This window comes from Nocardia carnea NBRC 14403 (assembly GCF_000308515.1).
Lineage (GTDB): Bacteria > Actinomycetota > Actinomycetes > Mycobacteriales > Mycobacteriaceae > Nocardia > Nocardia carnea.
Window position 1 is genome coordinate 35680 of record NZ_BAFV01000065.1, and the last position, 22186, is coordinate 57865.

The window sequence follows — 22186 nt, forward strand, 5'->3', positions numbered from 1 at the left end:
GGCGTGTGGGTTCATCCGTCGGTGCGGGAGCGCACGATGAGAAGCGGGGTGTCCAGGGCGTGTAGTAGGGCGTTGCTGGTGGAGCCCAGCAGCATGCCGGTGAAGCCGCCGCGACCGTGGCTGCCGACCACAACCAGTTGAGTCCCGGCCGAGGCGTCGAGCAGTGAGCGCACCGGCCGGTCGGCGGTGATGATGCGTTCGACCTCGACGTCGGGGAACTGCTCGGCGTAGCCGGCGAGACTTTCCGCGAGTACGGCTTCGGCTTCGGCGCGGGCGGCATCCCAGCCGCGGACCGGGACTTCCAGGCCGCTGGTGTCGCTCCACGCGTGCAGTGCGATCAGCCCTGTCTCGCGGCGGGATGCTTCGTCGAAGGCCGCCGCGACGGCGGGGGCACTGTTGTCGGTGCCGTCGACTCCGACGAGAACCGGCTGGCGCACCGTGACCGCGTCGAGGACGGCGGGCGAACGCACGACCACGACCGGGCAGTGTGTGTGGCGGGCCACAGTGGTACTGACCGACCCGAGCAGGCCGCGGGAAAACGCGCCCATTCCGCGGCTGCCGACCACCAGCATCCGCGCCTGCGCGGAGCGGGTGAGCAACGCATGCGGGGGCAGTTCTTCGGTCACCTCGGTGGTGACGGACACCGGTGGGCGGTCCGTGCCTGCGGTGCGCGCCACGTGGGCAGCCTCGCTGGTGATGTGTTCGCCGTCGCGTCGCATCGCCCGCCGTTCGGCGTCACCGAGTACAGCTCCGGGCCCGAATCCGCTCGGTACCCCGACCGCGGTGAGGATGTGCAGTTCGCACTGGTGCAGTCCCGCTTCTATAGCAGCCCAGGCGACTGCCCGCAAGGAGGTGGGGGACCCGTCGGCGCCGACCAGTATCCGAGGCACACCCTGCGGGAGTGGTTCGCGCTCCGATTCGGACATACTCTGCTCCTCTGTCACCGAGGCGATGCGGGGTCGGGCGGGTGATGTCGTGCGATGATCAGCGGGCACTCCGCCGCATGCAACAGGGCCACACTGGTGGAGCCGAGCACCATCGAGGCGAAGCCGCCGCGCCCGCGGCTGCCGACCACGACCAGTTGTGCGCGCTCGCATTCGGTGAGCAGGCTGCGTGCGGGCGCATCGGAGGTGACAACTCGCTCGACCGGGACGGTGGGATACTGCTGCGCGTAGCCGGCAAGCTGCTGAGCGAAGCGGTCCTCCTCGTCCGCGCGGGCGCGTTCCCAATGGGTGTGCACGTCGATCCCGCTGGTATCGCTCCATGCGTGGACCGCGACGAGCGCTACTCGACGGCACGCCGCTTCCTCGAAGGCGAGCTCCAATGCTGTCGCACTGTCCGGAGACCCGTCCACCCCGACCAGTACCGGCCGGCATTGTGACACCGCGTCGGTGCCGGAGAGATCACGGATCACCGCGACCGGGCAGCGGGCGTGCCCGGCCACCGCAGCGCTCAGCGATCCGACCACGGTGGGTGCCACGCCGCCGCGGCCGCGGCTGCCGACCACGACCATCCACGCCGACCACGACCGGTCCAGCAGGGCCAGGGTGATCAGTTCGGATGTCACCTCGGTGCTCACTGTCAAGGGGTCGTGACCGGCGGCTGCCTGCGCGATGCGGGCGGCTTCGGCGACGGTGTCCTCCGCGATCGAGTACAGGTCTTCGGCGGGCCGGCTCGCCTGGACGAGCGCCGGGATCCGTGCGGTGGACAGCAGCAGATGCAGCGGGCGGGCCCGCAAGTGCGCTTCCAGCCCGGCCCACGCCGCCGCCCGGTAGGAGGTCGGTGAGCCGTCGACGGCGGCCACGATCGGTGCTGCGGTGTCCTGGTCGCCGTGGTCCTCGGTCATCGACGGCACTCCTTTCCGCTCCTACCGCGAGGAACCGCGCCCTTCGGGCCGGCCAACCAGGCGTTCGGTGCTCGCCGGGATCGCCGGGCAAGCGATCACGGGTGGATGGTGTGGGTTCGTGCCGCGGGCAGCCCGAGTGAATCGGCGATACCGGCCGACCATGTTTGGATCGCGGCCCAGTCACGCAGGTCGCCGTAGCGGCCACCGCCCATGAGCCGGTAGAGGATGCGCGCCTTCAGCGACACACCCTGACGTTCGTAGGTGCCGGCGAATGCCTGGTAGTCGCGGGCATGCACCGCGTCTCGACGCGCGGCGATCTTCTTGGGCACCATGCGACCGACCCGGCGGCCGATGGGGCCGCGCAACGCCGGTCCGAGGCCGACGGTGAACAGACGGACATCGGTGGACGCCAGTTCGGCCCGGTTGCGTTCGAGGTAGGCCGCAGCCGCCGGTAACAGATCCATGTTGTGAACAGCGCTGCCGACGATCACCGTGTCGACCTGCCCGGGAGCGGGTGCGTGGTCGATATCGTGCATCTCGACGCGGGCACCGCGTTCGGCCAGCTCAGCGGCGATGAACTCGGCGATATCGCGGGTGCTTCCCTGCTCGGTCGCGTAGATGACCGCCACCCTGCGCATGGTCGATGTCATACCAGTGAGTGTGGTGCTGCACCGGTGCCTGCGCGCAGGGTCATCAGGCCCCGGACCGGGGGACCATCGACCCGGATACCGCCCAGACCCGATCCGCCGAATATCGGCTCTGCCGGGGCATGTCGCCGGGTCGGTGTCGCGTAATCTGATTGCCCGGTGAGGTGGATCAAGGACCAATGGCACCTGTCTCGGCGCAGCGGATTTCCTACCGTCAGAGGTATGAACGATGGACCGTCAGGAGCGGTGGTCGAGCGGGCTGTGCATCTCGCGGGGCGGGCTCCGTCGCTGCACAACAGCCAGCCGTGGCGCTGGGTATTCGATGGTAGGACATTGAGCTTGTATGCGGTGCCGGAGCGGATGCTGCCGACGACCGATACCGGCGGCCGGCAGATGCTGCTCAGCTGCGGCGCCGGTCTCGACCATCTGCGGGTGGCGATGGCCGCTGCGGGATGGCGGCTGTCGGTGGCGCGCTTTCCCAACCCGAACAACCGTGATCATCTGGCGACGATCGGTTTTCGCCGTGCAGCGATCATCACCGAGGGCGACCGTGCGCGTGCGGAAGCGGTCGGTAGCCGCTACACCGACCGCCTGCCGTTCGGGGAGCCCGCAGGCTGGGCCGATTTCGAGACGATTCTGCGGTCCACATTCGATCCTGACGACGCCGTGGTGGACGTTCTGCCGGAGGACAGCCGGGCCGACCTGGCCCACGCCGCGCAGATGACCACGTCCTTGCGCCGATACGACTCGGGATACCACGCCGAGTTGCATTGGTGGACCGGCCATGTCGTCAGTGCCGCGGGTATCCCGAAAAGTGCGCTGGTTTCCCCGGGCGAGCAAGAGCAGGTTGCGGTCGGGAGGCGATTCCCGACCGCCCCCGACGAGGCGGGCCGAACCCTCGAACAGGCCGAAGACCATGCCGCGATACTGGTCCTGTCGACCTTGGGAGACACTGCCGAGGAGATCGTGCGCTGTGGCGAGGTGCTGTCCACCGTGCTGCTCGAATCCACCCTCGCCGGGTATGCCACCTGCCCGCTGACGAACCTGACCGAAGTGGCGCGCAGCCGCGAAGTGGTCCGTCAGCTGATCGGAGGCCGCAGGATGCCCCAAGTTCTGGTCCGTGTCGGTGCCATACCGCACCGAGACCAGCCGCCGGCACCGACACCTCGGCTTCCGCTGCGCGAGATACTGACCACCGAGGAGTCCGCGACGCGGTGAGCTTCACGCCGTCGTGAATCGGGAATGCCGGGGTGCGCGCTGTCCTCCGGCGGGCCCCGGCTCTCTGCGCTGTCGTGGCCGCTAGCACGCCGCGTTGGGAAACCGCACTGTGTTTCCGGCGGCGAGTTCGACGCTTTCGTCTCGGCAGGTGACGGTGATCGGTGCCGCGGGCCCGGGATGGGAGCCGAGCTCCACGCCCTGGCCGCTGACGTGCACCGTGAGCCGGTGGCCCCGGTACACCATGGGGAACGACAGCGGCCCCAGCGCGTGTGGCCACGAGGGGCAGAAGACGAGTTGGTCCTCGCGCATTTCCAGGCCGGTGAAACAGCGTTGGAGCAGGTCGGCGCTACCGGCCATGGCAGCGAGGTGGATGCCCTCGGCCGTGGTGCCGCCTTGGATATCGGCGATATCGGATTCCAGGACCGATTCGAAGTACTCCACGGCCCGTTCGCGATGCGCACGCGCCAGAACCCAGGCGTGCACCAGAGCGCTCAGTGTCGAACCGTGGGAGGTGCGGGACAGGTAGTACTCGACGGTGCGGGGGATCATCTCCGGTGGCAGGGCGTAGCCGAGGTGGTCGAGCAGTGCCCGCAGCTCATCGGCGGAGAACAGGTAGAACAGCATCAGGACGTCGGCCTGTTTCCCGGCGCGGTAGCTGTTGATGTTCTCGCCTTCTGCTTCCAGGATGCGGTCGAGCCGTTGGATATTGCCGTACCGGCGCCGATAGTGCTCCCAGTCCAGCTCGCGTAACCGGTCGTAGCCGTCGAATTGGCTGATGACACCGTCGTGGAACGGCACGTACATCCGGTGCACGACATCCTGCCAGCGTTGCAGCTCGTCCGGTGTCAGCGACAGTGCGTCCAGCAGCTCTGCCCGCGACAGTGGCGGCAGTGCGGTGAGGGCGTCGAGGGCACGCAGGATTGTCCAGGCCGCCATGATGTTGGTGTAGGCGTTGTCGTCGATACCGTCCTGCGGGGCGTGCGGGTATCCCGAGTGGAATTCGTCGGGGCCGATGACGCCTCGGATGCTGTAGCGGCCGCGGTCGGGGTCGAATTCGGTACGGCTGGCCCAGAAGCGGGCGATCTCGGCCAGCATCTCGGCACCGTATTCGGTGAGGAAATCGATATCGCCGGTGGCCTGATAGTACTGCCAGACCGTGTAGGCAACGGCGCTGCCGATATGGTGGGCACGATGGCTGGGATCGGGATTCCAGCGCCCCGACAGCGGATTGAGGTGCATGCGCTGGCTTTCCTCTCGGCCGTCGCTACCGGACTGCCAGGGAAACATTGCCCCGGCGTATCCCGCCTGCGCTGCGTCGCGCCGTGCCTGCGGTAGGCGCCGGTAGCGATATCGCAGCAGGGATCGGGTCAGCGCGGGGAAGCGGGGGTTGAGTACGGGGAAGATGAACAGTTCGTCCCAGAACACGTGTCCTCGATACGCTTCGCCGTGCAGCCCGCGCGCCGGGACACCGACATCGAGGTCGACGGTGTTGGGGGACAGGGTCTGGATGACGTGCAGCAGGTGCAGGCGCACGATTTGCACCGGGTGGGTCGCGCCGTCGAGGTCGATGCGCAGCCGCGCCCAGATCCGGTCCCACGCCAGAATATGGCCCGCGCGGAGTTCGGTGTAGCCGGCGAATTCGTCGAGCCGGCCGGCCGCGGCCTCGCCGGGGTCGCCGGTTGCGGGATCGCGGCCGGTGGATACCGCCATGGTCTTTTCGAGCGAGATCGGTTCTCCCGCCGCCATATCGAGGCTGAACTGGTGTCCGAACGCACCGTCGTGGTGCAGGTATCGTCGCTTGGCTTCGAGGGCATCACCATGTTTGCGCACCACGGTGCGCAGGGCCATCGCCAGCGGCAGCCCTGCCGCGTTCGTCCGGGTTCGGACAAGGACCGCGTCGGTGGACAATTGCCTGCCGTGGGCTGTGGTCAGGTGTTTGCTCGACAGTCCGCGGTAGCGGGCCACGAGCGTGTTGGCGATCGCGGTGTCGACGGTTGCGCGGATCTGCATCGGTCCCGACCAGTTCTCGGCGACGATCGTGGTCTGCAGCGCGCCCAGGTGCGGGCGGTGCATGGCGGCGAAGCGGCGCTCGGTGACGTCCGTGATGCGGCCTTGCGCGTCACGGTACCGGAAGCAGCGCACGAGTTCTGCCCGGCGCAGATCCAGCTGTTGCCGGTAGGTCAGCAGGTCGGCGCGGTCGATATCGAACCAGTCGCCGTCGCCGATGCGCCAGGTCACCGGTAGCCAATTCGGGACGTTGACCAGGCTTTCGTTGTCGATCTCCCGGCCGGCGACGCGGTCGTGGAGCCGGTTGTACAGGCCGGCGAGATAGGTGCCCGGGTAGTGGAGATCACCTGCCACCGATTCCGGTGCCGCGCCGCGGGTGGCGAAGTAACCGTTGCCGACAGTGCACAACGCTTCGCGCAGTTTTTCTTTCGCCGGGTCGTAGCCGTCGAAGGTGATCGTCCACGACGGGGGCACCGGGGCCTCGGCACCGGCGGCCAGCAACCGGGTGAGCCGATGCAGGAAATCGCGGACCCGGGTGGGTTCGGCTAGGGAGAATCCGGCCGCTGTTGCGCGCGTGATGCTTTCGTTGCTGCGGACCACCACGCCCAGCCCGTCGGCTTCTACGGCGTCGAAGGCGTCCTCGTCGGTCAGGTCGTCGCCGATGTAGACCGGGAACACCGCGCCGGGCAGGCGCTCGACGATCCAGCGCAGCGCGGCGCCTTTGTCCCAGTCGGTGTCCGGCCGCAATTCGATCACTTTGCGGCCGCCGGTCACCCGCAGTCCGTGCGCGCGTCCCGCGGCGTGTACCGCGGCCACGACGGGGCCGATATCGCCGGGTGCGACGTTGCGGTAGTGGGTGGCGACCGCGAACCGCTTGTGCTCGACCAGCACACCCGGAATATCGCACAAATCGCGGTGCAGCTTGTCCGCCGCCTCCGCCAGCGCCTGCTCGGTGCCCGCCGGGATCGCGGCGGTATGGCGGGTGCCGTCGGGGGCGAGTAGTTCGTATCCGTGGCTGCCGGCGTACCAGAGCCCGGCACCGTCGACGCGGCCGCGGAGATCGTCGAGCTCGCGTCCGCTGATGACGGCGACGGGGCAGCGCGCCGCCAGTTCTTCGAGCACGTCTTTCATCTCCGCGACGAGGTGGGCGGCGGCCGGCTCAGGCACGATATCGGACAGTGTGCCGTCGAAATCGAGCAGGACCGCCGGGGTTTCGCCGCTGAGCTGGTCGGTGATGCGCGACCAGAACGCGAGGGCATCGGGAACATCGGATACGCGCCGGAATCCGCCGCGGGCTCGGATCCGGGACAGATCGTCGACAACGATGTCGGCGCCGCACGCCCGCAGCCGGTCGGCGTGTCCGCCGCGGTCGACGCCGACGACGAGCCCGAAACCGCCGTCACGGCCGGCCGCGACACCCGCTTCCGCGTCTTCGACGACCACGGTGCGGTCCGGTGCGCTGTCCAGCCGGCGGCAGGTCTCGAGCAGGGTCGCCGGGTCCGGTTTGCCCGCGAGACCGAGTTGTTCGGCGTCGATTCCGTCGATGCGGGCGTCGAATACCTCGGTGAGCCCGGCGGCGGTGAGGAGGTAGTCGAGGTTGCGGCTGGCGGAGAAGACGCCGGTCGCCATCCCCAGTGACCGCACCCGCCGGATCAGCGAGACCGTGGTCTCGAACACGCGCACGCCGTCGCGGACGACCCGCTCGCGGAACAGGCGATCTTTGCGGTTGCCCAGTCCACACACTGTCTCCGCGGTCTCAGCATCGGTGGGCTCGCCCCACGGGAGGCTGATGCCGCGGGAGGCCAGGAAGTCGGCGACGCCGCGGTAGCGCGGTTTGCCGTCGACGTGGCGGAGATAGTCGTCGGGGGTGAACGGCGAACGGTCCTGGCCCGCGGTCGCGCCGGGCCGGTCGAGGTAGGTGTCGAACAGTTCGGTCCACGCCGCCGCGTGCACCGACGCGGTGTCGGTGACGACGCCGTCGAGGTCGAATACGACGGCGTCGTAGCGACGTGTGTCGATCACGGTCGCGGTGTCTGCACCGTTGGTCACCTCGTCAGCCTGCACCACCGCGGTGGCCGGCGGATAGGGCAAGAAGTCGTCAACCGGTGCACCGCGAGCCCGCACAGACTCGGAGACGGTCTTGCCAACCGGGTTGGTCGCTGGTGGCAAGACCGTTTCGCCGACCGGCTGTGAACAGTGGTCAGGGTGGCCGCAGCAGCGGGTCGCACTGTTGGGCGCAGCGCGACATCTCGGCGAGGTCTGTCTCGATTGCGGCGGCGATCTGTTCGCCGGGCAGCACGCTGTCGTAGTCGCTGAGCACGCCGAACCGCAGCAGGCCGTGGTAGCTGGTGACCGCGACCGCCAAGCCGATGCGCATGGCCAGCGGCGGCAGCGCGAACGCGTCGAGCACGGCGCGCCCGAGGAATGACAGTGTGTCCTGTGGTCCGATCACGTTGGTGACCAGTGCGCCGACGGCCTGCTGCCGGTAGCGCGCCGCGAACCGGAGCGCGGCGGCCACCGGCGCTGTCGGTAGCAGCGCCGCGACGCCGAGCGCCAGCTCTTCGGCTTCCACTTCGCCGGTCGTCCGTTGCCGGGCCACCCGCTGGTGTACTCGGGTGAGGCGCTGGCGAGCGGTTGCGGCATCCAGCGGCAGCTGCGGGGTGAGGGCAGCGACGACGTTGCCGAGTCCGTCTCCGGACCGGGCCGGCCGGGTGGAGACCGGAACGAGGATGCGCAGGTGCTCGGTGGCCGGATCACGGCCTTGGGCGATCAACACCGACCGCACCGCACCGGTGACCGCTGCAACCGCGACATCGTTGACGGTGACCTCGAACGCGGCACAAATATTCCGGATGTCGGCCAGATTCGATTCCGCGACACCGTAGCGGCGCCGGGGCCCGAGCTCCTCGGCGCCCAGTGAGCCGTTCCCGGCTGGTAGCAGTGCCCAGGTCAGGGGTACCGCGTTGCGGACCAGGCTCCCGGCGCCCCGGGCCGCGACGGTCGCTACGCGTGCGCCGGCAGTGGCGAGGCTCTGGACGGTGGAAATCGTGGGCGGCGGCCCGGGTGTCGGGTGGTCGGGGTGGTCGTCCGTGTCATCGCAGAGTTGTTCGAACAACCGCATGCCGGCCATACCGTCGACCATCGTGTGGTGTGCCACGAACAGCAGCGCCCATTGATCGACGCCGTATTCCTCGATGACCAGGCAGCGCCACAGCGGGTGGTTCCGGTCGAATTTCTCGGTCGACTCTGCGGCGATCAGGTCATAGAGCTCCTGTTTCCCGCGTGGTTGCGGCAATGCGCGCCACCGCAGGTGCCGTGTCAGGTCGAAGTCGGGGTCGTCGACCCATCGGGGTGCCTGCAGGTCCAAGGGCGTCCGGTGGACTCGCTGCTGTAGCCGTGGATCGCGGTCGACGCGCTGTTGGAGACGTTCGATGAGTTCTGGCTGCGAAGGTGCTCGCCCGTCCAGCACCGTGGCGATGCCGATGCCGACATCAGCGGTCCCGTCGGCGTCTTCGATGTACAGGAAGGCCGAATCGAGGGGGTGCAGGCGGCTCATAAGCTGTCGTGCTCCGGTGCCGCGGGCGCCCGCCCGGACTGCGATGGGGCTTCGGAGACTGTGTCGACGAACCGACCGACGGTTTCGTCCGGCAGGGCGCGGGCGATATCGGTCTCGGTGAGTATGCCGACGAGCCGGCCCTGTTCGGTCACCGGAAGCCGGCGGATCCGGTAGCGCTGCATCACCGTCTGCGCATCGCTGTCGATAACGATGCTGCGCAGCATCGTTCCCTCGAACGGGTCCCCGGCGGCCCAGCTATCAGGATCGTACCCCTCGGCAAGGCACATCATGACGATGTCGCGGTCGGTCACGAGGCCGATCGGGTGGTCTTTGTCTTGCCCGTCGTACACCGCTTGCGATCCGATGCCATGCTGCCGCATCTGCCGGGCCGCTGTTGTCACGGTCGCGCTCTGCCCGAGACAGATGACGTCGCGGTGCATGTGGGATCGAACCGGGTTCATCGCGGGATCTCCCAACGTGCGGGGGCGCGGCTGCTGCCGTTTCAGCATCACCGGCCCCGGTGCTGTCCTGGCAGGGCACAAAGTCACTGCTCGTGCAGGGAAAGACACCGGGCTGGGTTCTCGACAACAGGACGGGCCGGCTCGCATCGGGTGATCGCCCGTGGCGGTCGTATCAGGCGCTTCGAGGGATGGCCGTGTCGAACCGATCGCGTCCGGCGGGATTCGACCACGTGTCCGGTGCAGCGGTCGGGACCATTTCCCTGTCTATCGGCGACTTCCGGCCCTGCGGCCGGGGCGGGCGCCGGAATCGATGCTGGAGAAGCACCCCAGCCGGTATCTCGGACCCCGTGAGGAAGGCAATGGTATGGCGCATCGCACCGATCCTTTGGCCGCGGAAGTTCACACCGCGCACGCCTGGCTGAGTACTATCGCCGACGGCCTGGGCACCAAGGACCGCCATTTCGCCCTCCGCGCTCTGCGCGCATGGATGCATGCGGTCCGCGACCGGGTCGGGGTGTCCAACTCTGCCCACGTGACCGCGCAACTTCCCGAGGTGCTTCGCGGGATGTGGTACGAGGGCTGGATACCGGCCAAGGTCCCGGTTCGCCACGGTGTCGCCTCGTTCATCGACCAGTTCGCCGAGGAGGCCCGGATCGACCGTGACGATGTTGTCGTGGTCGCCGGGAAGATCACACGGTCGTTGGATCGGCTGTTCGCGCCCGGTCAGCTCGACAGGATCTTCGCCGTTCTGCCCGCGCCGCTGGATATAGCCCTGTGGGGCGATTTCCTCGGCGAGACCACCGCGGCCAGGACGGTGCCGCCGGTCCGTGCCCTGCGCGCTGCGCAGCGCGAGCACGATCTCGCCCAGCAGGTCCGGGTGCTGGGAGAAGCGGTCGCTGTGCTGGCCCGTGGACTCGAACAGTTGCCGTCGCTGCCCGCCGACGAACAACGGGTCGCCACGGCAGCGCAGTCGGCGCACCGCATCCTGCTGGCAGAGGGGCTGGTGGATCAGCACGCGACGGAGTGAGATGAGCATGCTGCAGCCAACGGTGTCGCTGGGCCCAGCTCCGGCACGGTCACCGCCGCCGGTGAGTGGGTGGCTTGTTGGTACGGCCCAGCGGGATACCGTGCGCGAGCTGCTGCCGTCCAGCCTCGAAGGGCTGCTGCACGACACTGGCAACCCGGAATTCCTGCTTCGCCTCGACATCCCGGGTCCTGCCGCCGAACTGTTGAGCACACCGCGGATACAACGCGCGATCGGCATGGTCTACAGCCCGGGCACCGAGCGGCAGAACCACTACTTCCGTGCCCGCACCACCCAGCAGTTCGACGCGGTGATCCATATCGACCGCACCACCGCTGTGCAACCACTGGAACCGGACAGCCGCCGTGATGCGGGCACCATGCCACAGGCCTGTGAGCGCAGTGGCTTGTGCCGCGGCCGCACGGGACAGCCACAACGCTCCCGAGAACGATAGAGAGGCGGCGGCGATGATAGAGCTCGCCGGATTGAGCAAGGCGTACCGGCGCACGGTGGCACTCGACGATGTGAGCGTGCAGATACCGGCGGGTGTGGTCTTCGGATACGTCGGACCCAACGGGGCAGGCAAGACCACCACCATCCGCATCCTGGCCGGTTTGATGCGACCCACGCGCGGTTGCGCGCGGATCTGCGGCGCCGACACGGTGCGGGAGCGGGAGAAAGCGCAACACCACATCGGGTATCTGCCGGGCCAATTCGTCGCCTACCCCGACCTGACCGGCGAGCAGTACCTGGACTATCTGGCGAACCTGCACGGTGGTGTCGCCCCGAAGCGACGCCGCGGTATCGCCGAACGTCTCGAACTCGACCTCTCTACCCGCATCGGTGCGATGTCGCACGGGAACCGGCAGAAGGTCGGCATCGTGCAGGCGTTCATGACCGAACCGGATGTGCTGTTGCTCGACGAGCCGACCACGGGCCTGGACCCCTTGGTCCAGCGGGAATTTCTGGCCATGGTGCGCGAATTCCGCGACAACGGGTGCACAGTCTTCCTGTCGTCGCACGTGCTGTCTGAGGTGGAAGCGGTCGCCGACAGCGTGGGGATGCTGCGCAGGGGCCGGCTCATCGACGTCGGGACCGTCGCCGAATTCACGGGCCGGACACTGCGGCGCCTCGATGTGACCTTCGGCGCCCGGCCACCGGATCCGGCCGGGTTGCGTGGTCTGGCAGGGGTCCGGCAGGTGCGTGAGGACTCGCAGCGAATGCAGATCGAAGTACAGGGCTCCACCGCCGAGCTGCTCAAGACGATCGCACCCTATGAAGTGGTCGACATCGTGAGCCATGACCCCGACCTCGAAGAGATCTTTCTCGGCCACTATGGACAGGACTGAAATACCATGCTGAGCAGCGTGTATCTGAAATCTCTGCGTGATCAACGCCGCGGTCTTCTCGGCTGGAGCATCGGCGGGGTGGCGCTGGTGCTGTTGGAAAGCGCCTTGTGGCCGTCGATCTCGGGAATGGCAGGAATGCAGGACATCGTGGAGAGTTACCCCGAAGCGCTGCGCGAACTGTTCGACCTGGAGGCATTCGGGACGGGTACTGGCTTTCTCAACGTCGAACTGTTCAGCATGCTGTTACCGATCCTGTTCCTGGTCTTCGCGGTCGGACGCGGTGCCAAGGCGATCGCGGGCGAGGAAGAACGCGGGACACTGGAGGTACTGCTGGTGACCAGGGTCTCGCCGGTGCGGCTCATGCTCGAGCAAGCGGCCGTGCTGGTCAGCGCAGTCCTGACGGTGGGGGTGGTGCTGTGTGGCGCGGTGGTGGTGTTCTCGGCGGTGTTCGGTCTGGGGGTCACCATCGGTTCGGCGATGACCGGAGCACTGTCGATGGTGCTCATCGGTATCGAGTTCGGCCTGCTCGCCCTGGCGATCGGTGCAGCGACCGGCCGCCGTGTACTGGCAGCGGCCGTCACGTCGGTCTTCGCGGTCGCGGCCTATGTTCTGTATGTAGCGAGCAAGCTCGTCGAGGCAGTGCGCCCCTGGGGGCCGCTGTCACCGTTTCACCAAGCCATAGAAGGTGGGCCGATGGGTGCCGGTCTCCCCGCCGCCTATGGCTGGCTGCTGCTCGCCGGGGTTCTGGTGCTGGCGGCGGGGCTTCCGATCTTCGATCGCCGTGACATCGCCGGAGTCTGAGCGGCCGGGCCCTGAGGAGCGGTGCATCGTCACCGTATCCGGTGCACACCGCGCGCCGCCGGCGCGGGTTGGGTTGCACGGCGGACTCTGAGCCGCGGTCACCACTCGCGTGTGGTCTTTCCGCAGGCGGCGGCTACGAGTTCACCCGGGCGGGCGGTTGCGCCGGAGGACGTCGAGCCGGACCCTGCACTCGTCTTCATCGATCTGCCCGCGGGCGAAGCGTTCGGAAAGGACTGCTTCCGGATCCGCTGGAGCATCGCCCCGAGGATGTGGGGGAGCCCACGAGGGTGCCGTGAGGGCACGGACGACGGCGAACACCGCGAGGGCGACCAGCACCGCGAGTAACACCACTGTGGCGATCATCAGCGTGGTTTCCCAGCCGTTCATTCCGTGGTCATACCAATGCATGCCTTCCTCCTCGCACGACCAGGGTTTTCTCAGCGGTAGCCGGCTCGGCGGCCGCCGGTCAGCTCTGGTGGGCAACGAGGACCGGGCAGTGGGCTCGTTGCACGACGATGTTGCTGGTGGAGCCCATGAGCAGACCACGGAAACCGCCGCGGCCACGGCTGCCCACCACGACGAGCTGCGCCGACTTGGACCAGTCGAGCAGGTGCAGGTCCGGGCCGGCCAGATAGATCTTGCGGATCACCTCGACGTCAGGGTATTTCTCCGTCCACTCGGCGAGCCACTCGCTCATCTGCGCGTCCGCTGCAGCGGCGATGTCGGGATCGTCGATGGTTTCGGGCATGCCGGCGAACCAGTGGAAACGCAGGTCGTGCCAGGTGTGTAGTGCAACCACGGGCGCCCGCACCAGGTCTGCTTCGGCGAATGCGGCGGCCGCGGCGGCGTTACTTGCCGCAGTTCCGTCGAGGCCTACGACGACGGGCCGTTCACGGCCGGTACTCGATTCGGTTTCGTGCCCGCGCACCACCACGATCTTCCCGTGGCCGTGGCTGGTGACCGCGAGCAGAGTGGATCCGAGATGGGCCAGGGTGGATCCTTCTCCGGCGGCGCCGATCACGGTCAGTTCCGCGGAGGCGGACTCTTCCACCAGCAGACGCGAGGGCTCCGCATCGGACAGTTCGGTCTCCACCGTCAGCGAAGGATCGATCTGCAGTGCCAGCGAGCGGGCGCGCTCCACGCAGTCGTTTCCGCGGCGATACGCCGCCTCGAGCACAGGTGGCTCCATCTGGTCGTAGACGCCGGTGAGGGAACGCGCGGCAGCCAGGTTGTATCCGTGCACGATGCGTAACCGCCAGCCGCGTCGGGAGGCGGTTCGGCTTGCCCACCGCACGGCGAGTTCGGACGGCTCGGAGCTGTCGGCTCCGACAACGATCGTCAGGGACGACTCGGGTGACTGTGCGGAACTGTCCATGACGGCTGTCCTTCGGGCTCCGGAGCTGCGATCCTTTCGAGACTAAGCCGGTAGGACAAGCCACCGCGGCTGTCATTCGTCACCCGTGGCCGGGACTTCGGTCGCCTGCACACCCGGCCGGCATGACCGGTGAGCCACGTCGACCACATCGCCGGGCCGGGACTCGTTTCTGCCGGGCCCGGGCCGGCTCCACAGCGGCGGCTCAGGCCGTGATCGGCTGGTTGGCGCTGACCCAACCTTGCGCCAAGCGGTCGATTACGTCGCCGACGGTCTCGCCGCGATCGGCTGTATCGGCGGATGAGGTCTGCAGACACCAACTGTCGATTTCTTCGATCAGTTCTCGACGCCGGTGATCGATCTCGGTGAGCCAGGTCGAGGCGTCGACCCCGACCCGCCGGTCGTGCAGTTTCGCCAGTGCATGAGCCCACCGCAGCAGTTGATCGTCTTCATAGCTTCGCCCCTGGAAAACACTGAGAATCGCGGGCACACCCGGCAGGATCGGACGCTGCGCCGCAGTATCCGGAGAATCTCTGCTTTCCACCGACCCCGACATATTTCGCTCAACCATCAAATCCCCCTTGAACTTGTTGAATGAAACGGAGTATCGCTTCCGAGGGGGACAGTAATCGACCGACGCCACCACCACAGCGGAAACGCAAGATTGCGTTCGTTGTAGTGCGCCAGTGAACCGGTGCAGGTCAGAGTTGTAATCCTCGATTCACGACGTCGGCCGAGGTCGGGAAGCACCGCGTTCTGGCATCGTGGCTGCTCGACCGCCTGTTGGGCAGGACACTGCGGTGCGGCACTCAGTGGACAGTGCGCTCGCCGGTGGTGAATGCCGGCGGGCCTTGGTAGGGGCGTTGCAGCGCGGCGAATTCGGGTGTGGTCGCGGCGTCTATCACTGCGCGCAGCAGTGCGGTGGCGCGGTGAGGAGCTGGCGGTGCGGTGAGTACGGGCCCACCGAATCCCTGCCCGTCGATCGCGATGATGGGGCTGCCGCCTCGACCACCGAGAGCCTGCTGTGAGGCCTGGTGTGCATCGGCGACCGGCGCGTCGAACGAGGCGTCGTCGAGAGCGGCAAGAAGGGTCGATTCCAGGCCGGCCTCGGCGAGGGCCGCCGCGGCGGCGGCATCGTCATCGGTCTCGGGTGTTCGCGGATGCAGCCGCGGGCCCAGCGCCAGGTAGAGAGAAACGAAGCCTGAGGGGCCGTGGCGCTGTTCGACGGCAGCGAACACGCGCCCGAACCGGCGTGAACGGCTGATCATCGGTTCGTGGCCGGCGTCGACGGCCCGGCCGTCGTTGAGTACCGCCAGACTCATCTGTTTCACGGCCACCGCGTGTTCGCCACGTGCGGTGTCGAGCAGCCAGCGGGCTGTCACCCAGGCGAACGGGCACACCGGGTCCACGTACAAATCGATCTCTGCCATCACTGTCCGCCTTCGCGGGCTCCGGCCGGTGAGCGGACTACACGGGAAGCGATCGCCTCCCTCACTTGCTCAATATACCCCCAGGGGTATTATCGGAACTCGAATATACCCCCGGGGGTATGAAAGGTGGGGTGGGAGTGATCGGAAGAGGTGGAGGTACAGCGGTGACGGAGACGATGACCGGACGGGCGGGCGTCGGCGCAGCGACCGGTGGTCCGCTGGCGCGACTCGGCGCGGCGATGGCCGGGCGTGCCCGCTGGGTGTTCGGGGTGTGGCTGGTGGTTCTCGTCGCTCTCGGCGCGGCCGCGCCGAGTGTGTTCACCTCGCTGGCCGGAGCCGGATGGCAGGCCGAGGGGTCGGAGTCGGTGCAGGTGCGTGAACTGGCCCAGCAGCATTTCGGTGGGAATTCCTCCGCGGCCGTACAGGTGGTCGTGCACTCCGACACCGCCACCGTCGACAGCCCTGCGGTGCAGCGGATAGTGGCCGAGGTGGCCACCGAGTTCGCCGGAGACGACCGCTTCGCCGGTGTGGTGGTGCCGCAGCCGGGGATGACGATCAGTCCGGACAGGCACACCGGCATCGTTGTCGCCGGCGCGAATGCGTCCACCGATGACATGGTCCGGGCGGTCGACGACCACAAAGAAGCGTTGACCGCGCTGTCGGGCGAGGGTGTGGAGGTCTATCCGACCGGCGCGTCGGCGCTGTGGAGCGACTTCAACAAGGCCAACCACGACGCGATGATCAAAGCCGAATTGTTCTCCTGGCCGGTGACGCTGGCGATCATGGTGCTGGCATTCGGGTCACTGGTGGCTGCGGGCCTGCCGTTGTTGCTGACCGTCGCGGGGTTGGTGGCGTCGGCGGGAGGGCTGGTGCTGTTGAACGAGATCACCCCGATCTCGGTGTGGGCGATGAACTTCGCGATGATGTTCGCCCTGGCCCTGGGCATCGACTACGCTTTGTTCATCGTCGCCCGTTTCCGCGACGCCTTGAGCAAGACGACCGATACCGGGCGTGCTGTGGCCGAAACGATGGACACCGCAGGCAAAGCCGTGGTGCTGTCGGGCGCCACCGTGGTGGTGAGTTTGTCGGCGGTGCTGCTGGTGCCCGCGCCGGCGGTGCGCACGATGGCCGTGGGCATCATGCTGGCCGTGATCTTCGTGCTCGCCGCGACGGTGACACTGCTGCCCGCAGCACTGGGCGCGCTCGGATCCAAGATCAACGCCGGTGCCCTGCCGTATGCGAAGCGGCAGCATCATCGGTCGCCGCGTTTTGCCCGGTGGGGCGAGATTCTGCTCAACCACCCGTGGCCGTTTGCCATCGCGGCGCTGGCGGTGCTGATCGGGCTGGCGATACCGGTGTTCGGACTGAAGGTCGCCATGCCCTCGATTCAGGTCGTGCCCGCCGATGCCCCGGTGCGTCAGGGCTATGAGCTGGTACAGCGACAGCTGGGGCCCGGTGCGCCGGGAGCGTTGCAGATCGTGACTCCGGCCGAAAGCGCCATCGAGACCGCGGACAAGGCCGCGGCGGCCGAGGGCATCGCCATGGTCACACCCGCCCAGCCTGCCGGCGACGGATCGGAGCTGGTGATGCTGCAGGCACTACCCGAGGTCGACCCCTCCGATGAACGTATGGGCACCATCCTCGACGATCTGCGCGCACAACTACCCGACCAGGCCCTTGTCGGCGGCGCCCCGGCCGAGAACCTGGATCTGCAGCAGGCCCTCGACAATTACCTGCCGGTCATCGTCACGGTGATCCTCGTGCTGGGCTTCGTACTGTTGCTGGTCGCCCTGCAGGCCCCGCTCATCGCAGCGCTGGGCACCTTGGTCAGCCTGCTGTCGACGGCCGCGGCATTCGGAGTGGCGAAACTGATCTTCCAGGACGGCCACGGATCCGGCCTGCTGGGTTTCACCCCGCAGGGTTTCCTCGACGGCTGGGGGCCGGTGTTCTTCTTCGCGATGATCTTCGCGATCGCGATGGACTACACGGTGTTCCTGCTGGCCACCGCCAAAGAACACTACGAGCATTCCAAAGATCCGAAAACCGCCCATATCGACGGGTTGGCCCACTCCGGCCGTGTCATCTTCGCCGCGGCAGCGGTCATGGTGGCGGTGTTCTTCACCTTCGCGCTGGCCCAGCCCCTACCACCGAAGGAGATGGGCATCATCCTCGGCGTCGCGGTCCTGCTCGACGCGCTCGTCGTCCGGCTGGTGCTGCTCCCGGTCGTCCTGCGGCTGACCGGCCACGGCGCATGGTGGTCACCACGATGGCTACGCCGAGTCCTACCGACAATCAACTTCAGCCACTGACCACCACCCACTGATACCCCAGGGGGTATTGTTGACAGAACTGCGAAAACAGGAGAAGACACCATGATCGGCGACGAAAACACCATCGCTCCCGTGCTCAACCGCTTACGACGCGCCCATGGCCAGCTCGCGGGCGTGATCGCGATGATCGAGGCGGGCCGCGACTGCAAAGACGTCGTCACCCAGCTCGCCGCGGTGTCCCGCGCGCTCGACCGCGCCGGATTCAAGATCGTCGCTACCGGTCTGCGTGAATGCCTCGACCGGCAGGGCGAGGAGGACACCGACCCGTTGACCGTCGACGAACTGGAAAAACTGTTCCTCGCCCTGGCCTGACACCACCGGGGCCGGGGACGTCACCGCTCGTGAAAGGACGGCCCACCATGCCGACACTCGTGCGTCACCGCGAATGGACCATCGATCGAATCGTTCCGCTGCTGGCCGCAACGATGGTCCTGCTCGGCACCGTACTGGCCGCAACCGTCTCAACGTGGTGGCTGATCCTGACCGCGCTCGTCGGCGCCAACCTGCTGCTCTACGGCGTCGTCGGCTGGTGCCCGGCCACCCTGATCATGACACGCCTGGGTGTACCCGCCGGCCGCACCGGGCCCCCGCGCGTGAACCCGCGGTCCAATCATCATCCAACGCATACCGGAAGTGAGGAGATCCGATGACCGAGACCACTGCACTCGCCTTGTCTGCCACACTGACCACCAGCTTCGACGATGCCGTGGCACGCACCCGCGCCGCCCTGTCCGAACAAGGATTCGGCGTCCTCACCGAGATCGATATGCGCGCCACCCTTGAGGCCAAACTCGGCCACGATATGGAGGACTATCCGATCCTCGGCGCCTGCAACCCGCCCCTGGCCCATCGTGCCGTCGGTATCGACCGCCAGGTCGGGCTCCTACTGCCCTGCAATCATCGTCCGTCGCGACCCCGCCAACGACACCGACGTTTTCGTCGAAGCCATGAACCCGAACCTCATAGTCCAGGTCACCGGGCAACCGGCACTCGCCCCGATCGCCGAGGAAGCAACGACGAAACTGCAAGCTGCCATCGGTTCCCTCCAAACCAGCGGGAACTGACAGACTCGTCGACCAGCGACTCGACGCCACCGGGGTCCGGCAGGCCACACGACCGGAGTAGCCGAAATCGTGCGGACTTCTTCGGCGCCACGCAGCGGTCCATCGGTCGACCGGAGCCGGAAACGAACCTGGGAGCAGATCGTGACCGGTGCGGCGGCCGGCTTCACGGTCGGAGGCGAAACGTCACCGTCGGTCCCGGACACCAAGCAGTGATGCGGGTAACATTCACGGCTATGACCTCGCCCTTTGGTGGACGGATCGGCTTGGACGTGCGTGACTCCGTACCCGATTGGGGGCCGTATACACCGCGCGCGGCCTCGGACGGGGCGCCGAACATTCTGGTGATTCTGTACGACGACACGGGGATGGATGCGTGGGCACCCTACGGGGGACGGATCCAGATGCCGACGCTGCAACGGCTGGCGGACAACGGGTTGACCTATACCCAATGGCATACGACGGCGCTGTGTTCACCGACGCGGTCGATCTTCCTCACCGGCCGCAACCACAACCTGAATCGATGCGGGTCGATCATGGAAGCCACCGACGGCTTTCCCGGTGCTGCTGGGCGCATCCCCCCGGAGTGCGACGAAGTCGCCAACCCGGCCGATCACGTACGGCCGTGGTCGGAACTCAACGACGACGAGAAACGGCTCTTCGCGCGCATGGCCGAGGCATTCGCCGCACTGTCGGAGTACACCGATGTCGAGACCGGGCGGCTGATCGACTATCTCGAGGAAACGGGTCAGCTGGACAACACGCTGATCATCTATTGCGCCGACAACGGTGCGTCGGGGGAGGGGACACCCAACGGCTCGGTCAACGAGAACAAGTTCTTCAACGGCTATCCCGATGATCTCGCGGAGAACATGCGCTACCTCGACGCGATCGGCAGCCCGCAGACCTACAACCATTACCCGACCGGCTGGGCGGCCGCGTTCTCGACCCCGTTCCAGATGTTCAAACGCTACTCCCAGTTCTCCGGTGGTACCTGCGATCCGCTGGTGATCCACTGGCCCGCCGGTACCGCGGCTCGCGGGCAACTGCGCCACCAGTACCACCATGCGACCGATATCGTGCCGACGATCCTCGAGGCGGCCGGGCTGGAGATGCCCGCGGTGTACCGAGGCGTACAACAGCATCCGTTGAGCGGCGTGTCCATGCGGTATTCGTTCGATCGGCCGGAGGCGCCCACCACCAAGCATCGCCAGTACTACGCGATGCTGGGCACGCGCGGAATCTGGGAAGACGGATGGAAGGCGGCCGCGCTGCACGCACCGCTCAGCGGCCGTGGCGGGTTCGATTCCGATCGCTGGGAGCTCTACCACGTCGATCGCGACCGGGCCGAAGCGCACGATCTGTCCGGTGAGTATCCGGAGAAGCTGAATGAGCTGATCGCGGCCTGGTTCGAGGAAGCCGAGCGCAACGATGCTCTGCCGCTGGACGATCGCACCGCATTGGAATTGCTGACCCTCGAGCGGCCCTTGGCCGAGCCGCCACGTGACCGTTACGTCTACTATCCGGATACCGCGCCGGTGCCCGAAGCCGTGGCGGTCGATATTCGTGGCCGGTCCTACAAGATCGTCGCCGATGTCTCGCTGACCGGCAACGCTGAGGGGGTGCTGTTCGCGCACGGCTCGAGGTTCGGTGGCCATGCCTTGTTCATCCTCGAAGGCCGGCTGTACTACGTGTACAACTTTCTCGGCATCCAGCCCGAACAGGTCCTCGTCTCACCGGAGCCCCTCCCCGCCGGCCCCCTCACCGTCGGGTTCGAATTCACGCGGGAAGGTACGGGAGAGTACGGAGAGTCACTGGGCGTCGGCCGGCTCCACATCGGTGAACAGGTGGTCGCCGAGAACCGGATACGTACCCAAGCCGGGCCGTTCACCCTCGCGGGCGACGGGTTGTGCGTCGGTTACGACAGTGGAGACGCGGTCAGCCGGCTCTACCGCAGCCCGTTCCGGTTCACCGGAGGTGAACTCCTGGGTGCGGCCGTGGATGTCAGTGCCCGTCAGTACCGCGACCTCGAACGTGAGGCTGCGGCCGCGTTCGCGCGCGAATAAACGACGGTGCCCGCTACGCCCGCCCCGAAGGATATGGTCTGGATACCTGCGGGCCGTTTCTGGATGGGGTCCGACGATTTCTATCCCGAGGAGTCCCCGGTTCACGAGGTGGCCGTGGACGGATTCTGGATGGACCGAAACCCGGTCACCGTGGCCCAGTTCCAGCGTTTCGTCCGCGACCGCGGATATACGACCACCGCGGAGATCCCGCCGGATCCGGCGGACTACCCGGACGCCGATCCGGCGCTACTGGTGGCGGGATCGCTGGTCTTCACCCCATCGCCAAGGCCGGTCGGATTGGACGACCTCACCCGGTGGTGGTCATTCGTCCCGGGCGCCCAGTGGCGCAACCCGGAAGGACCGGGCAGCGGTATCGGCGAGCGGCGCCGGCATCCGGTGACACATATGTCGTGGTTCGACGCCTGCGCCTATGCCGAATGGGCAGGCAAACAGCTACCGACCGAGGCCGAATGGGAGTATGCCGCGCGCGGCGGGCTGGACCGTCAACCGTTCGTGTGGGGAGCCGAGCACCGCCCGCGCGGGCGACCGGCAGCCAACGTGTGGCACGGTCGCTTTCCCTGGGAGAACACCCTCGACGACGGCTTCGCCCGCACCTCACCGGTCGGGCATTTCCGCCCCAACGGCTACGGTCTCAACGATATGGCCGGCAACGTGTGGGAGTGGACCGCCGATCTCCACACCCGCGACCACACCGGTGCCGGCCTCGATGCTCGGCCGGCCGGATCCTGCTGCCGCCCCGGCGCTGCGCACTCGGCGCCGGGCGAACCGTATCCGCGGCGCACGATCAAAGGCGGCTCGCACCTGTGCGCACCGAACTACTGTTTCCGCTACCGGGCCGCGGCACGCCAAGGGGAATCCGAGGAAACCTCGACCGGTCACCTGGGGTTCCGCTGCATCATCCGACCCTGAATCCCCGGGGTCCGGGCGCGGCCCGGGCATTGCGCCACGGCCTCGATGACCTTCTTCTCTGCCCCACAAACACGTATCGACGAGATCC

20 protein-coding genes and 1 pseudogene are annotated in these 22186 nt (G+C 67.4%); 11 read left to right on the plus strand and 10 right to left on the minus strand.

Annotated elements, in window-relative coordinates; translation table 11 throughout:
• Nucleotides 1–11 precede the first annotated feature (11 nt).
• The 3 genes from ON22_RS22970 to ON22_RS22980 all read right to left on the minus strand — a co-directional run bounded on the left by ON22_RS22970 (nucleotide 12) and on the right by ON22_RS22980 (nucleotide 2496).
• A complete protein-coding gene (locus tag ON22_RS22970; protein WP_033243133.1) occupies nucleotides 12–926 on the minus strand; it encodes a universal stress protein in 915 nt (304 codons plus the stop codon).
• Nucleotides 927–940: 14 nt separating this feature from the next.
• Nucleotides 941–1846: a universal stress protein gene (locus ON22_RS22975; RefSeq protein ID WP_033243132.1), complete on the minus strand. Its 906-nt coding sequence runs from the start codon at nucleotides 1844–1846 to the stop codon at nucleotides 941–943.
• Between the two features lie 95 nt (nucleotides 1847–1941).
• Complete coding sequence (locus tag ON22_RS22980) at nucleotides 1942–2496, minus strand: flavodoxin domain-containing protein (RefSeq protein WP_033242917.1); 555 nt, start codon at nucleotides 2494–2496, stop codon at nucleotides 1942–1944.
• Between the two features lie 219 nt (nucleotides 2497–2715).
• On the opposite strand from ON22_RS22980, the gene ON22_RS22985 reads away from it, so the two are divergent.
• Nucleotides 2716–3711 (plus strand): Acg family FMN-binding oxidoreductase, encoded by a 996-nt coding sequence (locus ON22_RS22985; protein WP_033242916.1) that lies wholly within the window; start codon nucleotides 2716–2718, stop codon nucleotides 3709–3711.
• Between the two features lie 81 nt (nucleotides 3712–3792).
• Here ON22_RS22985 and otsB read toward each other — a convergent pair whose 3' ends face one another.
• The 3 genes from otsB to ON22_RS23000 all read right to left on the minus strand — a co-directional run bounded on the left by otsB (nucleotide 3793) and on the right by ON22_RS23000 (nucleotide 9783).
• Nucleotides 3793–7782, minus strand: a complete 3990-nt coding sequence (gene otsB, locus ON22_RS22990) for a trehalose-phosphatase (RefSeq protein WP_051157987.1) — start codon at nucleotides 7780–7782, stop codon at nucleotides 3793–3795.
• 136 nt (nucleotides 7783–7918) lie between these two features.
• Nucleotides 7919–9274, minus strand: coding sequence for a wax ester/triacylglycerol synthase family O-acyltransferase (locus ON22_RS22995; RefSeq protein ID WP_033242915.1), 1356 nt, complete (start codon nucleotides 9272–9274; stop codon nucleotides 7919–7921).
• Complete coding sequence (locus ON22_RS23000) at nucleotides 9271–9783, minus strand: CBS domain-containing protein (RefSeq protein ID WP_231508321.1); 513 nt, start codon at nucleotides 9781–9783, stop codon at nucleotides 9271–9273. Before ON22_RS23000 ends, ON22_RS22995 begins: the two co-directional genes overlap by 4 nt.
• Before the next feature lie 316 nt (nucleotides 9784–10099).
• On the opposite strand from ON22_RS23000, the gene ON22_RS23005 reads away from it, so the two are divergent.
• The 4 genes from ON22_RS23005 to ON22_RS23020 are packed head-to-tail and all read left to right on the plus strand — an operon-like array spanning nucleotide 10100 to nucleotide 12909.
• The gene (locus tag ON22_RS23005) at nucleotides 10100–10762 is read left to right on the plus strand and encodes a DUF2267 domain-containing protein (protein ID WP_033243129.1); all 663 of its coding nucleotides are present in this window, start codon (nucleotides 10100–10102) and stop codon (nucleotides 10760–10762) included.
• 1 nt (nucleotide 10763) lies between these two features.
• Nucleotides 10764–11213 (plus strand): erythromycin esterase family protein, encoded by a 450-nt coding sequence (locus ON22_RS23010; protein WP_081595778.1) that lies wholly within the window; start codon nucleotides 10764–10766, stop codon nucleotides 11211–11213.
• A gap of 13 nt (nucleotides 11214–11226) precedes the next feature.
• Nucleotides 11227–12108 carry an ABC transporter ATP-binding protein gene (locus ON22_RS23015; protein WP_033242913.1) on the plus strand — a complete coding sequence of 294 codons (882 nt, stop codon included), beginning with the start codon at nucleotides 11227–11229 and terminating at the stop codon, nucleotides 12106–12108.
• 6 nt (nucleotides 12109–12114) lie between these two features.
• A complete protein-coding gene (locus ON22_RS23020; RefSeq protein WP_033242912.1) occupies nucleotides 12115–12909 on the plus strand; it encodes an ABC transporter permease in 795 nt (264 codons plus the stop codon).
• A 141-nt stretch (nucleotides 12910–13050) separates the two neighbouring features.
• Here the strand turns inward: ON22_RS23020 and ON22_RS23025 are convergent, their stop codons facing one another.
• The 4 genes from ON22_RS23025 to ON22_RS23040 form a co-directional block, all read right to left on the minus strand.
• Nucleotides 13051–13317 (minus strand): SHOCT domain-containing protein, encoded by a 267-nt coding sequence (locus tag ON22_RS23025; protein WP_033242911.1) that lies wholly within the window; start codon nucleotides 13315–13317, stop codon nucleotides 13051–13053.
• 58 nt (nucleotides 13318–13375) lie between these two features.
• The gene (locus tag ON22_RS23030) at nucleotides 13376–14284 is read right to left on the minus strand and encodes a universal stress protein (RefSeq protein WP_033242910.1); all 909 of its coding nucleotides are present in this window, start codon (nucleotides 14282–14284) and stop codon (nucleotides 13376–13378) included.
• A gap of 202 nt (nucleotides 14285–14486) precedes the next feature.
• Nucleotides 14487–14930: a hypothetical protein gene (locus ON22_RS34880; RefSeq protein ID WP_218000700.1), complete on the minus strand. Its 444-nt coding sequence runs from the start codon at nucleotides 14928–14930 to the stop codon at nucleotides 14487–14489.
• A gap of 160 nt (nucleotides 14931–15090) precedes the next feature.
• Nucleotides 15091–15711 carry a mycothiol-dependent nitroreductase Rv2466c family protein gene (locus ON22_RS23040; RefSeq protein ID WP_033242909.1) on the minus strand — a complete coding sequence of 207 codons (621 nt, stop codon included), beginning with the start codon at nucleotides 15709–15711 and terminating at the stop codon, nucleotides 15091–15093.
• Between the two features lie 176 nt (nucleotides 15712–15887).
• On the opposite strand from ON22_RS23040, the gene ON22_RS23045 reads away from it, so the two are divergent.
• From ON22_RS23045 to ON22_RS23070, 6 genes and pseudogenes are all read left to right on the plus strand, one after another.
• Entirely contained in the window at nucleotides 15888–18020 is a 2133-nt protein-coding gene (locus ON22_RS23045) for an MMPL family transporter (RefSeq protein WP_033242908.1), read from the plus strand.
• Between the two features lie 63 nt (nucleotides 18021–18083).
• Complete coding sequence (locus tag ON22_RS23050) at nucleotides 18084–18353, plus strand: metal-sensitive transcriptional regulator (protein WP_033242907.1); 270 nt, start codon at nucleotides 18084–18086, stop codon at nucleotides 18351–18353.
• Between the two features lie 47 nt (nucleotides 18354–18400).
• Nucleotides 18401–18691 (plus strand): YgaP family membrane protein, encoded by a 291-nt coding sequence (locus ON22_RS23055; RefSeq protein ID WP_081595779.1) that lies wholly within the window; start codon nucleotides 18401–18403, stop codon nucleotides 18689–18691.
• Nucleotides 18688–19105: pseudogene (locus ON22_RS23060) on the plus strand (DUF302 domain-containing protein). The gene ON22_RS23055 and the pseudogene ON22_RS23060 overlap by 4 nt, the downstream one beginning before the upstream one ends.
• A gap of 233 nt (nucleotides 19106–19338) precedes the next feature.
• Nucleotides 19339–21168, plus strand: a complete 1830-nt coding sequence (locus ON22_RS23065) for a sulfatase-like hydrolase/transferase (protein WP_033242906.1) — start codon at nucleotides 19339–19341, stop codon at nucleotides 21166–21168.
• 33 nt (nucleotides 21169–21201) lie between these two features.
• Complete coding sequence (locus tag ON22_RS23070; RefSeq protein WP_033242905.1) at nucleotides 21202–22098, plus strand: formylglycine-generating enzyme family protein; 897 nt, start codon at nucleotides 21202–21204, stop codon at nucleotides 22096–22098.
• Nucleotides 22099–22186 lie beyond the last annotated feature (88 nt).